A 14578-nucleotide genomic window follows, 5' to 3' on the forward strand; every position below is an offset into this window, starting at 1 on the left:
CTCCGGCTGTGGCGCGTGGCGGCGATTGTACCGCCAGCGCGCCACCCTGCGTGGCAGGGCGCCGAAGAATCAGAGCTTGGTTTCGACGTACGCCTCGTCGCGGATCTGACGCAGCCAGGCTTGCAGCTCTTCGTCGTACTTGCGGTTACGCAGGACGTTGATGGCTTGCTGCTCGCGCATCTGGTCGGCGCTGTCGGTGGCGCGACGGCCCAGGACTTCCAGCACGTGCCAGCCATAGGGGCTCTTGAACGGGCGGGACAGCTGGCCGGCCGGGGTCTTGGCCATGACTTCGCGGAACTCGGGAACCAGCGCGTTGGGGTCGATCCAGTTCAGGTCGCCGCCATTGAGGGCCGAGCCCGGGTCCTCGGAGAAACTCTTCGCCAGGTCGGCGAAATCTTCACCGGACTTGATGCGCTCATAGAGACGCTCGGCCAGGCGCTCGGTGTCGGCTTCGCTGCGAATCTCACTCGGCTTGAGCAGGATGTGGCGAACGTGCACTTCATCGCGAACCTGGGTGCTGCCGCCACGCTTGTCCAGCAGCTTGAGGATGATGAAGCCGCCCGGGGTGCGTACAGGCTCGGTGACTTCACCGGGTGCCAGGGCGCTGATCATGCCGTCGAAGGGCGGCGGCAGCTGGGCGGCCTTGCGCCAGCCGATCTCGCCGCCTTCCAGAGCGGTTTCGCCTGCAGAGCGGGAAATCGCCAGTTGGGCGAAGTCGGCGCCTTGCTGCAGTTGCTGGTAGAGCTCCTTGGCCTGGCGGTCGGCGGCCTGGATGGTTTCGGGCGAGGAGCCGTCCGCAACCGGGATCAGGATGTTGGCCAGGTGGAATTCTTCGGAGAGCTGCATCTTGCCCAGGTCGGAGGCGAGGAAGTTCTGCACTTCCTGGTCGGTGACCTGGATCCGCTCCGCCACGCGACGCTGACGAACACGGCTGATGACCATCTCGCGACGGACCTGGTCGCGGGCGTCTTCATAGGAGAGGCCGTCCTGAGCCAGGGCGCCCCGGAACTGCTCGACGCTCATGCCATTGCGCCGGGCGATGGCTTCGATGGCCTGGTTCAGTTCCTCATCGGTGATGCGGATGCCGGAACGGTCGCCGATCTGCAGCTGGATGTTCTCGATGATCAGGCGTTCCAGCACCTGCTGGCCCAGCACGTGCTCAGGGGGCAGCGCCGAACCGCGCTTGGCGATGGTCTGCTGCACCTCATGGACGCGCTGGTCGAGTTGGCTCTGCATGATCACGTCGTTATCGACGATGGCCACGACACGATCGATCGACTGGACCTCGGCATGCACCGCACCACCGAGGAACAGGGCGCCCAACAGCAGCGGGCGGAGACAATCAGAAAGCTTGGTCTTCACGTTCACGGTAACCTTGGATGCCATTGTCGAGGAAGCTTTCAACCTTGTTGCCGATCACGCCGCCGAGGCCCTTGAACACGATCTGCAGGAAGACGCCGCGGTCGGCCTTCTCGTTGAGTTCGGGCGAAAGGGTGGTCTCGTCGTAGTCGACCCAGTAGCGGTTGATCAGACGGAGTTTCCAGCAGCAACTGTCGTACTCGAAGCCACCGAAGGCTTCCAGGGTGCGGTTGCGGTTGTAGTCGTACTGCCAGCGGGCGATGGCGTTCCATTGCGGGACGACCGGCCAGATAACGGATGCGTCATGCTGTTCGATCTTGTAGTAGTCCTTGATCACGCGGCCGGTCACGTTGTCGATGTAGTCGCCGCCTTCCTGCCACTGGCCGGTGGTCTGGTTGTAGACCACGGAGTCGTTGCGGTAGCGGTAGCCGAAGTTGACCACCTTGTTGACGTCGTCTTCCGGCTGGTAGTGGAACATCAGGCTGCCGGAGCGGGTACGGCCGGCGTCCGGGTCCCAATTGAAGTCGGAGGATAGGCGCCAGTCGCGGTTGAAGCGGTACAGGTATTCCAGCGCATAGGGCGAAACACTGGCCTGGGCCGACTTGCGATCGCGGTAGTCGATGCCAGGCAGCTGCACCTTGCGGTCTTCGAAGTAGAAGGCCTGGCCGATGCTGAAGCGCTGACGCTCGAAGCCGTTGGGCTGGATCCAGCGGTTGGTCAGGCCCAGGGATACCTGATTGGCATCGCCTACACGGTCACGACCGGAGAAGCGGTTCTCGCGGAACAGCGAGGAATAGCTGAAGGCGCTTTCGCTGCTGTCGAAGACCGGAATGTTGTCCTGCTTTTCCTCAGGAACATAGAGGTAGAACAGGCGGGGTTCCAGGGTCTGCTTGTACTGGCTGCCGAACAGCTCGGTGTTGCGATCGAAGTACAGGCCGCTGTCGACGCTGAAGATCGGTACGCCGCGGTCTTCGCTGCTGTTGAATTCCTGGCCGGCGAGCAGGGTGTCCTTGCCACGCTGGTCCAGATCCAGGTCGTACTGGGTGTAGAGGTACTTGACCGAGGGCTTGAGGAAGCCGTAGCTCCAGTCCAGCGGCAGGCTGACGCCCGGCTCCACGTGGATGCGGTTGCCGTTGGCACGGGCCAAGCCCGGGATGCGGGTGTCGTACCACGGGCTCGCAACGCCATTCTCGTCGGTGAAGTCACCCTTGCGCAGATCACGCTCGAAGCGCACGAACTCGGTGGAGTAGGAGAACTTCAGGCCGCCGGCATCGACTGGCAGCACGCCATCCAGGGTGATCTGGGGCAGGCGGTCGTACGGGGTGATCTCGGTGACCGTGGCCATTTCATAGGCATGGGCATTGAGCCTGGCGGTGTAGCTGTCGCCACGCCAGGTGACGGCGCCCTGTTGGTTGACGTAGGTCGATTGCTCGATGCCCAGCTCGGTCTGCAGGTCCTGGAAGTAGTACGGGTCGCTGATGTCGGTGTAGTCCACCTCGGTCATCAGGCGTTCGTCCAGGCCGCCCTTGTGTTGCCAGTTGTACAGCCAGCGCTTGTCCTTGTACTCGGACTGCAGCTTGCGCTCGTCTTCCTCGTCATTCAGGTACGCACCACCGAACTGGCCTTCGCTGCTCTTGGTCAGGTAGCGGAACTCGCCTTCCATCAGCAGGCCACGCTTGGCCATGTAGCGCGGATAGAGGGTGGCGTCGTAGTTCGGCGCGAGGTTGAAGTAGTAGGGCGTCAGCAGGGAGAAGCCGGTGTCGCTGCTGGTACCGATGCTCGGCGGCAGGAAGCCGGACTGGCGACGGTCGTCGATGGGGAAATAGATGTAGGGGGTATAGAACACCGGAATGTCCTTGACCCGCAGCGTCACGTTGGTCGCGGTGCCGAAGCCCGTGGCCTGGTTCAGCTTGATGTTGTTGCCTTTCAGGTGCCAGGCGTTGTCGCCCGGCTCGCAACGGGTGTAGGTGCCGTCTTTCAAACGGATGATCGCGTCTTCCTGGCGCTTGGCGTACAGGGCGCTACCGCGGGTGTGCGATTTGTGCAGCACGTACTCGGCGTTGTCGATCTGCGCTTCGCCGTTGTCCAGTTGCAGTTCGGCCCTGTCGCCGACCACTAGGGCGCCGTTGTCGCGCAGCTTGACGTTGCCCACCAGCTCGCCACGATTTTCGGCTTGCAGCAGGTTCGCTTCGTCGGCTTCCACCTGCATGCTGCCCTGGCGCAGGACCACGTCACCGGCGAGGGTCGCGACCTGCTTTTCCTGCTCGTAGCGCGAGGCCTTGGCGGAAACGTAGGTGGGCGCGTCTTCCGGCGGGGTCTTGTCGTTCATGCCGGGGCGGCGTGGCTCGACATAGGCACCTGCGCAGTACGGGCCGGCTTCGGCCAGTTGCGCTGCGGTCAGCTTGTCGCGCGGAACCCAATCCAGATGGCTGAAGTCAGCACTGCGGGAGGCGAGTGCCTTGCCACCGGCTTCGGTGACCAGCGTCGTCCGGGCTTCGGCCGATTCGGACGTGCCGCTCGTGGCTGCCGCGCCAGCTACGCCAACCCTGGAGCTCACGGCGCTTTCGCTGTGAACCGGGCGCGGAGGCAGGCTCTCTGCCGTCGCCTTGGGCGCACAGGCCCAACTGCCGGAGGCGGCTGCCTGGCAGTCGAACTGCTCGGCGGCGACTACGAACTGAGTGGCCACAGGCTGCATTGCCAGCAGGCTGCCGGTGACCAGCAGGGGGAATTTTTTACGAAACGCGGGGGATTTTACTGCCATCTTGTTAGTCCGGGCTTCCTGCGCGCCATCGGCCCGCGGGGGCCGCACGCCTCTCGATGGGCTGAAAAAGATGCTGGATAATAAAGCATGACCCGCGCAACGGCTAGCGCCGTCGGAGACCCTTGTAATGCCCCATGAAGATGTACGCCTTCAACAACTTAGCGCCTGGCTGGACCAGCGACTGCCCGCCTTGTTCCATGCCGAAGGCTGGGGCGAAGTGCCCCCCGCCGATCTGCTGCCGGCCAGCAGTGACGCGAGTTTCCGCCGTTATTTCCGCTGGCAGGCGGAGGGCCGCAGCCTGATCCTGATGGATGCTCCGCCGCCCCAGGAAGACTGTCGCCCCTTCGTCAAAGTGGCCGAAATGCTCGCCGAAGCCGGTGTGCATGTGCCGCGGATTCTTGCGGCGGACCTGGAGCAGGGCTTCCTCTTGCTCGATGATCTGGGCCGCCAGACCTACCTCGAGGTGATCGACGCCGATAACGCCGATGCCTTGTTCGAGGATGCGTTCCGGGCATTGCTGGCCCTGCAGAAGCGCAGCTTCGAGGTGCCGATGCCGGCCTACGACGACGCCCTGCTGCGCCGCGAATTGCAGCTGTTCCCCGACTGGTACCTGCAGCGCCACCTGGGCATCGAGCTGTCCGGTGAGCGCCTGGCTGCCTGGCAACGTGTCTGTGACCTGCTGATCGCCAGCGCCCTCGAGCAGCCCCGTGTGCTGGTGCACCGCGACTACATGCCGCGCAACCTGATGCTCAGTACGCCCAACCCGGGTGTGCTGGATTTCCAGGATGCGGTCTACGGCCCGGTCACCTACGACGTCACCAGCCTGTTCAAGGACGCCTTCCTCAGTTGGCCCGAAGCACGTGTGTGTGCCTGGCTGGAGCGCTACTGGAACCTCGCCCGCGAGGCCGGTATTCCGGTACAGCCGCAACTGGACGACTTCCTCCGTGCCAGCGACCTGATGGGCGTGCAGCGTCACCTCAAGGTCATCGGCATCTTCGCGCGCATCTGCCATCGTGATGGCAAGCCCAAGTACCTGGGTGATGTCCCGCGCTTCTTCTCCTATATAGAGGCGGTGATCGAGCGGCGCCCCGAGCTGGCCGATCTCAAGGCACTGTTCGACTCCCTGCCGCAGGCCGAGGCGGTGACCCCATGAGGGCGATGATCCTCGCCGCGGGCAAGGGCGAGCGCATGCGCCCGTTGACGCTACACACCCCCAAGCCGCTGGTGCGTGCCGCCGGCACCCCGCTGATCGAGTTCCACATCCGTGCCTTGGCGGCGGCCGGCTTCCGCGAACTGGTGATCAACCACGCCTGGCTCGGCCAGCAGATCGAGGATCACCTGGGTAGCGGCGAGCGTTTCGGCGTTTCCATCCGCTACTCGCCGGAAGGCGAACCCCTGGAAACCGGTGGCGGCATTCACCGCGCGCTGCCGCTGCTGGGGGACGAGCCTTTCCTTGTGGTCAACGGCGATATCTGGACCGACTACGATTTCGCCGCGCTGGAGGATTTCCCATTGCAAGGGCTCGCCCATCTGGTGCTGGTGGATAACCCCGCTCACCACCCGGGTGGCGATTTTATCCTCGACCAGGGCGTGGTCCGTGACGGTGTGCCCGGCCAGCCAGGCCTGACCTACAGCGGCATCGCCGTGTTGCACCCCGCGCTTTTCGAAGGGAGCAGGGCCGGAGCCTTCAAGCTGGCGCCGTTGCTGCGCCAGGCCATGGGCGAGGGACGCGTCAGTGGCGAGCATTTCACCGGTCGCTGGGTGGATGTCGGCACCCACGAGCGCCTGGCGGAAGTCGAGCGCCTGATCGAGGCGGAGCGCTGAGATGTTCTGGCCCGTCACGTTGCTCGGCGCCATCGTCGGCATGTTCATCGCCAGCATTCCCGGTGCATTGCTGGGTGGCCTGCTTGGCCAGGTGGTGGATCGCCGGCTGAAGCTGGATTCCTGGGCCAGCTTGCGGGCGCGCTTGCGGCGTGGCATGGCTGTGGAGCAGGAGGATCTGCTTTTCGTATTGCTCGGCCGCCTGGCCAAGAGCGAGGGGCGGGTCGTGGACCTGCACATCCAGCAGGCCCGTGCCGAGATGCGCCGCCTTGGGCTGGACGAGGCCGGGCAGCGCCGGGCGATCGTCGCCTTCACCCGAGGCAAGTCCGAGCCGGTCGACCTGTACCTGCCCCTGCGCGGGTTGCGTTATCAGCGTGCCGAAGGCGAGGCGTTGCTGCGCAGTTGCTGGCAGATGGCGGCAGCGGATGGTCGGGTCGGCAAGCACGAGCGGGGGCTGATCCTGCTCTGGGGCAAATGGCTGGATTGGCCGGCAGAACAGGTGGAAGCCCTGTGCGCCGGCTTCGATATTCCTGGCGGTGCGCCTGTGCGTCGTGGCAATGCCTACCAGGATGCCCTGGCGCTACTGGGGGTGAACGCCAACAGTGAACCGGCGGCGATCAAGCGCGCCTACCGGCGCTTGATCAGCCGCAACCACCCGGACAAGCTGGCCGGCGCCGGGGCCAGCCCGCAGCGTGTGCGCGAGGCCACCGAGAAAACCCGTGAGTTGCACAACGCCTACAGCCTGATCCGCGAGCGCCACGGCTTCCGCTAGATACCCGGCGACTGCGGGATGATGGGCGCCGGTGCGGCCGCGGGTGCCTTTTTCCCTGGTGCTTGCAGGTGCGATTCGAGCCAGCCGCGCACCCGCCGGAACAACTGCTCCTGATCGGCGTTCCGGTCCGGCAACGTCTTCAGGCCCACCTGCACATAGGCCGGGTGCTTGTCGCGCTTGCTCGCCTGCAGGCGCTTGAGGGCGGCGGCGCTGTCCAGTGGCCGGTCCTTGTAGAAGAAATCACCGATGGATTGCTTGAGCTTGGGCGCCGAGTCCTCCAGGGCCGGGCTGTAGCCGGGCGGCACCTCGGCATCCACCAGCACCAGGTTGTCGATGCCGGCGGACGGCGCGTCGCTCAAGGCCTGCACGGCCCAATAGGCACCGCTGCCGTGGCCGAGCAGGACGATGGTCTTCGGGCCCTGCTGGTTGGCGAAGGCAATGGCCGCCTGGATGCGCGCGGCGATCCGCGTGGCCTGGGCCTTGCGCTCTTCCTCGGCGCTGAGAACCGGCTGCGCCGGGTCGGTGGAGGGCTCGGCGCTGCCCGCCTGCTCGGGCGTCGGGGGCGGGGTGGCCGGGTCGGCCTTCTCGGTCTTCGCATCGCCGTCGGCGGGTGGTTCGGCCTGTTCTACCGGGCGCGGTGGCGGCTCGTTGCCCTTGGGGTCAGGCAGGGTGAGGCTGAGGCTGTGCCAGCCGACATCCGGCAGTTTGTTGCGCAGCGGCGCGATCGCCCGGGGCCAGTCGGCGCTCTCGCCATCACCGGGCAGCAGGATCACCACGCCATTGGGCTCGGCCACATTGGCCGGCTTCCACAGGGCCAGGAAGGCATCGTCGCCGGCCTTAAGCTGTTGCTGTTCCTTCTGGGGCAACTGGCGCTCCAGGGCACTGGCGTCTTCCTGGCTGCGTTCTTCCAGGGGCGCGCGTTCCACCGGCGTTTCCGTGGCGGCGTTGTCCTTCTTTTCGGCCGGCGGGTCTTCGCCGTGGGCGATCGTCGGCAGCAGCGCGAGGCAAAGGGCGGCGAGTGTCGGGCGAGGGGCTCGGAGCATCAGAGGATTCCACGGAGTGGCCATAGGCACGCAGCCTAATGGCTAGGCCGGTATTTGTCAGGCGCACCTTCGCCTCGGCAGGGATGCTGGAGTAAGGTACGTCGGCTTCGTTCTCGGGCAGCCTGGCTGTGCGGAGTTTCCTGTGATTCGTTCGTTGTGTCTCTTGCTTCTCACCTGCTGCCTGGCGGCTTCCCTGGGCGCTGCTCCCGCATCCACGCCGGTCGCACCGGAGCCGCCGCTGCGTGAGTGGCTGGATCAGCACGAGCAGTTGCGTGCCGGCGTGGTACTGCAGGCGCCTTATGCACAGCTGGACCGCCGTCTGCAGCAGCTCTCCGGCGTCAACGTGGAGCTGCTCGATTGGGTCGCCGCCGCACTCGGCGTGCGCCTGGTCTGGCGCACCTTCGCCGATAACGCCGAGTTGGAGAGTGCCCTGCGCACCGGGCAGATCGACCTCGCGCCCGGTCTCAGTCAAACCCCTGCCGGCCTGCGCCTGTGGCTGTTCTCCGACCCCTATATGCGCGTGCCGCAGCTGGTGGTGGGGGAGCGCGGTAACGGCGGCGCCGTGGATATCGAGAAGCTCGGCGGTGATGAGCCCGTGGCGGTGCGTGCACCCAGCGCGGTGGCGGACTACCTGCGCGCCACCTACTCCAATGTCGCCGTGCAGGGCGTGGGCAGTGAGCGCCAGGCCCTGCGTGCGGTGCTGGAGCAGCAGGTGAAGTTCGCGGTGATAGACGAGGCGCAGCTCAGCCGGCTGTCTCGCGAGCAGGAATTCTCCGGCCTTGCGGTGGTGGGCGACATCGGGTTTCCCCAGTTGCTGCGAGTGGCGACCCGGCGCGACTGGCCGCAGCTCTCCACGGCGGTGGACGCCGCCCTGCGCACCATTCCGCCCAAGGACCTGGACCAGTTGCACGAGCGCTGGCTGCAGCCCAAGTACCCGCGCATGGGCGAGTCGCCCGGTTTCTGGCAGAACCTCAGCCTGCTGCTCGGCCTGTTGTTCCTCAGCGCGGCGGCGATCATCTACTGGCTGCGCCGTCAGCAGCGCAGCCTGGAGAAGCGCCTGCTGGAGGCGCGCCATGCCATCCAGCTGCGCGAGACGGCGGAAGAGGCGCTGCGCCTGACCCAGTTCTCCATCGACAACAGCACGGTCGGCATCCTCTGGGTCAACTGGGACAGCCACGTGCGCTATGCCAACCGTGCCGTGGAACAGATGCTCGGCTACGAGGCCGGCGGCCTCACCGATCGCCCCCTGGCGCATATCCAGCCGCAGCTGGACATGGACCGCTGGCTCAACCTCTGGCGCCGCGCGCGCAATCACGATGAAGGTGCGCAGACCTTCGAGACCGCCTGCCTGCGCGCCGATGGCAGCGAGATGCCGGCGGACGTTTCCCTGAGCTTCCTGCGCTTCGGCACCTCCGAGTACCTGGTGGTGTTCCTCACCGACGTCACCGAGCGCCGCCGTGCCCATGCCGCCATGGAGGAGAGCGAGGCGCGCCTCAAGGGCATCGCCTCCAACGTGCCGGGCCTGGTGTTCCGCCTGGAGCGCCTGCGTGCCGGCGAGGACGCCGAATTCGCCTTCATCGGCGCCGGCAGCGAGGCCCTGGTGGGCTATAGCGCCGGTGAGTTGCTGGACACCGGGCGTGGCATCCGTGGCCTGGTGCACCCGGACGATGTCGACGGCTACTGGGCCAGCCAGATGGCGGCGCTGGCGGCTGACCGCGACTGGCACTGGCAGGGCCGCGTCCTCACCCGCGAAGGCCAGCAGCGCTGGGCCGACATCAAGGCCAGTGCGCGTCTTTTCGAGGACGGTCGCGCCACCTGGGACGGCGTGGTCTGGGACATCACCGCCAACAAGCAGATCGAACTCGAACTGGCCGCATCCCGTGCCCAACTGCGGGACCTGTCGGCGCACCTGGAAAGCGTGCGCGAGGAGGAGAAGGCGCGCATCGCCCGCGAAGTGCACGACGAGCTGGGCCAGGTGCTCACCGTGCTCAAGCTGGAAACCTCCATGTGCGAGCTGGCCTATGGCGAGCTGGACCCCGGCCTGGGCGAGCGCCTGAACAGCATGAAACGCCTCATCGCCCAGCTCTTCCAGCTGGTGCGCGATGTGGCCACGGCCTTGCGCCCGCCCATCCTCGACGCCGGCATCGGTTCGGCCATCGAGTGGCAGGCACGGCGCTTCGAGGCGCGCACCGGCATCCCCTGCCTGGTGCGGGTGCCGGAGGTGCTGCCGCAGCTGTCGGACGCCAAGGCCATCGGCCTGTTCCGTATCCTCCAGGAGGCACTGACCAACGTCATGCGCCACGCCCAGGCCCATAGCGTGGACGTGGCGCTGGAGCTGGAGGACGGCAGCCTGCAATTGATCGTCAGCGACGATGGCGCGGGCTTCGACCCCGCTGCCTGCCGACCGGGCGTATCCTTCGGCCTCGTCGGCATGCGCGAGCGGGTGTTGATGCTGGGCGGCGACCTGTCGATCGACAGCCAGCCGGGGGAAGGCGCCACGCTGGTGGTGCGCATCGCTTTGGACAAGGAGAAGAACGCGTGATCCGAGTACTGGTGGCCGAAGACCACACCATCGTCCGCGAGGGCATCAAGCAGTTGATCGGCCTGGCCAAGGACCTGTGCGTGGTGGGTGAGGCGGGCAATGGCGAGCAGTTGCTCGACACCCTGCGGCAGACGCCTTGCGAGGTGGTGCTGCTGGACATCTCCATGCCCGGCGTCAACGGCCTGGAGGCCATTCCGCGTATCCGTGCCCTGACCAACCCGCCGGCGGTGCTGGTGCTGTCGATGCACGACGAGGTGCAGATGGCGGCGCGCGCGCTGAAGATCGGCGCTGCCGGCTACGCCACCAAGGACAGCGACCCGGCGCTGCTGCTCACCGCCATCCGCAAGGTTGCGTCCGGTGGCCGCTACATCGACCCCGAGCTGGCCGACCGCATGGTGTTCGAAGTGGGCTTGACCGATTCGCGCCCGCCCCACGCGCTGTTGTCCGAGCGCGAGTTCTCGGTGTTCGAGCGCCTGGTGAAGGGCGAGGGCGTCAACGAGATCGCCCAGCACCTGGCAGTCAGCGGCAAGACCGTGAGCACCCACAAGGCGCGCCTGATGCAGAAGCTCGGCGCCCATTCGGTGGCCGATCTGGTCAAGTACGCGGTGGAGCACAAGCTGGTCTGAATACCTGATCGACCCGCTGGGAATTGTAGGGCTCGCCCTACACGCGATCCTCCGCCGCCCTTATAGCAATCTCTCATAGCGCCCGATTTGCGTGGCTTGCCGGCTTCTCTAGTCTCTGGGGACGGCATAAACAAAAATCACAAAGGTGCGGTGATGGCCTCCATTCCGGCGAACGATGTACTGGTCAGCTTCCGTGGCGTGCAAAAGAGCTACGACGGCGAGTCGCTCATCGTCAAAGACCTCAACCTGGATATTCGCAAAGGCGAGTTCCTGACCCTGCTGGGCCCCTCCGGCTCTGGCAAGACCACCAGCCTGATGATGCTCGCCGGGTTCGAGACCCCGACCAATGGCGAGATCCTTCTGGCCGGGCGTTCGATCAACAACGTGCCGCCGCACAAGCGCGACATCGGCATGGTGTTCCAGAACTACGCGCTGTTCCCGCACATGACGGTGGCCGAGAACCTGGCCTTCCCGCTCACCGTGCGCGGCATGAACAAGACCGACATCAGCGAACGCGTGAAGCGCGCGCTGTCCATGGTCCAGCTCGACGCCTTCCGCAACCGCTACCCGGCCCAGCTCTCCGGCGGCCAGCAGCAGCGCGTGGCCCTGGCCCGCGCCCTGGTGTTCGAGCCGCAACTGGTGCTGATGGACGAGCCGCTGGGTGCGCTCGACAAGCAGCTGCGCGAGCACATGCAGATGGAGATCAAGCACATCCACCAGCGCCTGGGCGTGACGGTGGTGTACGTGACCCACGACCAGGGCGAGGCGCTGACCATGTCCGACCGCGTGGCGGTGTTCCATCAGGGCGAGATCCAGCAGATCGCCCCGCCCCGCGAGCTCTACGAAGCCCCCAGCAACACCTTCGTGGCCAACTTCATCGGTGAGAACAACCGCCTCAACGGCCAGCTGGTCAGCCGTGATGGCGAGCGCTGCGTGGTCAGCCTGGCCCGTGGCGAGAAGGTCGAGGCGCTGGCGGTGAACGTCGGCCAGCCGGGCGAGCCGGTGACCCTGTCGATCCGCCCCGAACGGATACGCCTGAACGGTGGCAGCGAGCGCTGCGCGAACCGCTTCTCCGGCCGCGTCGAGGAGTTCGTCTACCTGGGCGACCACGTACGCATCCGCATGGAGGTGTGTGGCAAGCCCGATTTCTTCGTCAAGCAACCCATTGCCGAGCTCGACCCCGCATTGGCGGTAGGCGACGTGGTGTCCCTCGGTTGGCAAGTGGAGCACGTGCGCGCACTGGACCCGCTGATAGCGGACTGACGACGCGGCGGCACCCCGGCATTACCCACCCAGCACTATGGAGAAAACAACAATGTCCAAATCCTTGAAGCTCACTGCCCTTGCGTTGGGGCTGGCATGCGCCGCACAGGCCATGGCAGCCGACCTGACCGTCGTTTCATTCGGCGGCGCGAACAAGAATGCCCAGGTGAAGGCGTTCTACGAACCCTTCCAGGCGTCCACCAGCAACAAGATCATCGCCGGCGAGTACAACGGTGAGATGGCCAAGGTGAAAGCCATGGTCGATACCGGCAGCGTTTCCTGGAACCTGGTGGAGGTCGAATCCCCCGAGCTGGCCCGTGGCTGTGACGAGGGCCTGTTCGAGGAGCTGGACCCGGCGCAGTTCGGCAAGGCCGAGGACTTCGTTCCCGGCGCCGTGCAGCCCTGCGGCGTGGGCTTCTTCGTCTGGTCCACCGTGCTCGCCTACAACGCCGACAAGCTGAAGAGCGCCCCCACCAGCTGGGCCGACTTCTGGGACACCGGCAAATTCCCGGGCAAGCGCGGCCTGCGCAAAGGCGCCAAGTACACCCTGGAGTTCGCCCTGATGGCCGACGGCGTCGCGCCCAAGGACGTCTACACCGTGCTCGCCACCAAGGAAGGCCAGGATCGCGCCTTCAAGAAGCTCGACCAGATCAAGCCGAGCATCCAGTGGTGGGAAGCCGGCGCCCAGCCGCCGCAGTTCCTTGCCTCCGGTGACGTGGTCATGAGCTCCGCCTACAACGGCCGCATCGCTGCGGTGCAGAAGGAGAGCAACCTCAAGGTGGTATGGACCGGCGGCATCTACGACTTCGACGCCTGGGCTATCCCGAAGGGCGCCAAGGATCAGGACGCCGCGCTGAAGTTCATCGCCTTCTCGGTCAAGCCCGAGCAGCAGAAGATCTACTCCGAGAACATCGCCTACGGTCCGGCCAACAAGCAGGCGGTACCGCTGCTGGACAAGGGCCTGCTCAAGGACATGCCGACCACGCCTGAGAACATCAAGGACCAGGTCGCCATGAACGTGACCTTCTGGGCCGACTACGGCGAGCAGTTGGAACAGCGCTTCAACTCCTGGGCTGCCAAGTAATCGGCCACCCAGCACATCCCCTCCTCCTCGCGGGGGAGGGGAGTACCCAGAGATCCACCGGAGTTCGCCATGGCCACCCTCGTTGCCGGCCCGACCCTCAAGCAACGCCTCGCGCGTGCCGAGCGGGTCAACCGCCTGAAGTCCCAGGCCCTGATCCTGCCGCTGCTGCTGTTCCTCCTGCTGACCTTCCTGGTCCCCATCGGCACTCTGCTCTACAAGAGCGTGAGCAACCCCGAGGTGGTCGGCGCGCTGCCGCGTACCGTCGAGGCGATCTCCGCCTGGGACGGCAAGGCGCTGCCCGATGAGCCGGCCTACAAGGCCCTGGCCGAAGACCTGGCTGCTGCGCGCAAGAACCAGACCGTCGGCGATCTTTCCAAGCGCCTGAACATGGAGCTGGCCGGCTATCGCAGCCTGATGGCCAAGACCGCTCGCGCACTGCCGTTCAAGGAAACCCCCGCTTCCTACAAGGACGCGATGGAGGGCCTCGACGAGCGCTGGGGCGACCCGGCCTACTGGCAGGCGATCCGCCGCAACGCCTCCAGCCTGACCCCCTATTACCTGCTGGCGGCCGTCGACCATCGCATCGACGACCTCGGCGAAGTCGCCCCGGCGACGCCCGACCAGGCCATCTACCTGGACATCTTCACCCGCACCTTCTGGATGGGCGCGGTGATCACCCTCCTCTGCCTGGTGCTGGCCTATCCGCTGGCTTACCTGCTGGCCAACCTGCCGACGCGCAAGAGCAACCTGCTGATGATCCTGGTGCTGCTGCCGTTCTGGACCTCGATCCTGGTACGCGTGGCGGCCTGGATCGTGCTGCTGCAGTCCGGCGGCCTGATCAACGGGGCGCTGCTCAAGCTCGGGCTGATCGACCAGCCGCTGCAACTGGTGTTCAACCGCACCGGCGTCTATGTGGCGATGGTGCACATCATGCTGCCGTTCATGATCCTGCCGATCTACAGCGTGATGAAGGGCATCTCGCCCACCTACATGCGTGCGGCGATCTCCCTCGGCTGCCACCCCTTCGCCAGCTTCTGGCGGGTGTATTTCCCGCAGACCGTGGCCGGCGTCGGCGCGGGCTGCCTGCTGGTGTTCATCCTGTCCATCGGCTACTACATCACCCCGGCGCTGCTGGGCAGCCCGAACGACCAGATGGTCAGCTACTTCGTCGCCTTCTTCACCAACACCACCATCAACTGGGGCATGGCCACGGCCCTGGGCGGCATGCTGCTGCTGGCCACCATGGTGCTCTACGTCGTCTACAGCTGGCTGGTGGGCGCCGGCCGCCTGCGCCTGGGTTGAGGAGA

General features: G+C 65.9%; 11 protein-coding genes. 8 read left to right on the forward strand and 3 right to left on the reverse strand.

Features of this window, described 5'->3' with window-relative positions; genetic code table 11:
• Positions 1 to 69: 69 nt before the first annotated feature.
• A complete protein-coding gene (locus tag PSm6_RS13190) occupies positions 70 to 1362 on the reverse strand; it encodes a peptidylprolyl isomerase (protein WP_265170378.1) in 1293 nt (430 codons plus the stop codon).
• Positions 1343 to 4120 carry an LPS-assembly protein LptD gene (locus PSm6_RS13195; RefSeq protein ID WP_184488545.1) on the reverse strand — a complete coding sequence of 926 codons (2778 nt, stop codon included), beginning with the start codon at positions 4118 to 4120 and terminating at the stop codon, positions 1343 to 1345. Before PSm6_RS13195 ends, PSm6_RS13190 begins: the two co-directional genes overlap by 20 nt.
• 127 nt (positions 4121 to 4247) lie before the next feature.
• Here PSm6_RS13195 and PSm6_RS13200 point away from each other — a divergent pair, with 127 nt between their 5' ends.
• The 3 genes from PSm6_RS13200 to PSm6_RS13210 are packed head-to-tail and all read left to right on the forward strand — an operon-like array spanning position 4248 to position 6713.
• Positions 4248 to 5273: an aminoglycoside phosphotransferase family protein gene (locus PSm6_RS13200; protein WP_265170379.1), complete on the forward strand. Its 1026-nt coding sequence runs from the start codon at positions 4248 to 4250 to the stop codon at positions 5271 to 5273.
• Positions 5270 to 5944 (forward strand): N-acetylmuramate alpha-1-phosphate uridylyltransferase MurU, encoded by a 675-nt coding sequence (gene murU, locus PSm6_RS13205; protein WP_265170380.1) that lies wholly within the window; start codon positions 5270 to 5272, stop codon positions 5942 to 5944. The genes PSm6_RS13200 and murU overlap by 4 nt, the downstream gene beginning before the upstream one ends.
• Position 5945: 1 nt before the next feature.
• Positions 5946 to 6713: a TerB family tellurite resistance protein gene (locus tag PSm6_RS13210; protein WP_021221599.1), complete on the forward strand. Its 768-nt coding sequence runs from the start codon at positions 5946 to 5948 to the stop codon at positions 6711 to 6713.
• Here the strand turns inward: PSm6_RS13210 and PSm6_RS13215 are convergent.
• Complete coding sequence (locus PSm6_RS13215) at positions 6710 to 7756, reverse strand: alpha/beta hydrolase family protein (RefSeq protein WP_265170381.1); 1047 nt, start codon at positions 7754 to 7756, stop codon at positions 6710 to 6712. The two genes, PSm6_RS13210 and PSm6_RS13215, sit on opposite strands and share 4 nt — an antisense overlap.
• Before the next feature lie 142 nt (positions 7757 to 7898).
• Here PSm6_RS13215 and PSm6_RS13220 point away from each other — a divergent pair, with 142 nt between their 5' ends.
• From PSm6_RS13220 to PSm6_RS13240, 5 genes are all read left to right on the forward strand, one after another.
• The gene (locus tag PSm6_RS13220; protein WP_265170382.1) at positions 7899 to 10298 is read left to right on the forward strand and encodes a PAS domain-containing sensor histidine kinase; all 2400 of its coding nucleotides are present in this window, start codon (positions 7899 to 7901) and stop codon (positions 10296 to 10298) included.
• A complete protein-coding gene (locus PSm6_RS13225) occupies positions 10295 to 10924 on the forward strand; it encodes a response regulator (protein WP_021221602.1) in 630 nt (209 codons plus the stop codon). Before PSm6_RS13220 ends, PSm6_RS13225 begins: the two co-directional genes overlap by 4 nt.
• Before the next feature lie 153 nt (positions 10925 to 11077).
• Positions 11078 to 12187, forward strand: coding sequence for an ABC transporter ATP-binding protein (locus PSm6_RS13230; protein ID WP_021221603.1), 1110 nt, complete (start codon positions 11078 to 11080; stop codon positions 12185 to 12187).
• A gap of 52 nt (positions 12188 to 12239) precedes the next feature.
• Positions 12240 to 13271 (forward strand): ABC transporter substrate-binding protein, encoded by a 1032-nt coding sequence (locus PSm6_RS13235; protein ID WP_021221604.1) that lies wholly within the window; start codon positions 12240 to 12242, stop codon positions 13269 to 13271.
• A 69-nt stretch (positions 13272 to 13340) separates the two neighbouring features.
• On the forward strand, positions 13341 to 14573 hold the full coding sequence (locus PSm6_RS13240; RefSeq protein ID WP_265170383.1) for an ABC transporter permease: 1233 nt from the start codon (positions 13341 to 13343) through the stop codon (positions 14571 to 14573).
• Positions 14574 to 14578: the final 5 nt, after the last annotated feature.

The organism is Pseudomonas solani, from assembly GCF_026072635.1.
GTDB lineage: Bacteria > Pseudomonadota > Gammaproteobacteria > Pseudomonadales > Pseudomonadaceae > Metapseudomonas > Metapseudomonas solani.

Coding starts and splice junctions, on each gene's coding strand:
- PSm6_RS13210 (WP_021221599.1), top strand. CDS start 5,946: ATGTTCTGGCCCGTCACGTTGCTCGGCGCCATCGTCGGCATGTTCATC.
- PSm6_RS13240 (WP_265170383.1), top strand. CDS start 13,341: ATGGCCACCCTCGTTGCCGGCCCGACCCTCAAGCAACGCCTCGCGCGT.
- PSm6_RS13230 (WP_021221603.1), top strand. CDS start 11,078: ATGGCCTCCATTCCGGCGAACGATGTACTGGTCAGCTTCCGTGGCGTG.
- PSm6_RS13235 (WP_021221604.1), top strand. CDS start 12,240: ATGTCCAAATCCTTGAAGCTCACTGCCCTTGCGTTGGGGCTGGCATGC.
- PSm6_RS13215 (WP_265170381.1), bottom strand. CDS start 7,756: ATGCTCCGAGCCCCTCGCCCGACACTCGCCGCCCTTTGCCTCGCGCTG.
- PSm6_RS13195 (WP_184488545.1), bottom strand. CDS start 4,120: ATGGCAGTAAAATCCCCCGCGTTTCGTAAAAAATTCCCCCTGCTGGTC.
- PSm6_RS13200 (WP_265170379.1), top strand. CDS start 4,248: ATGCCCCATGAAGATGTACGCCTTCAACAACTTAGCGCCTGGCTGGAC.
- murU (WP_265170380.1), top strand. CDS start 5,270: ATGAGGGCGATGATCCTCGCCGCGGGCAAGGGCGAGCGCATGCGCCCG.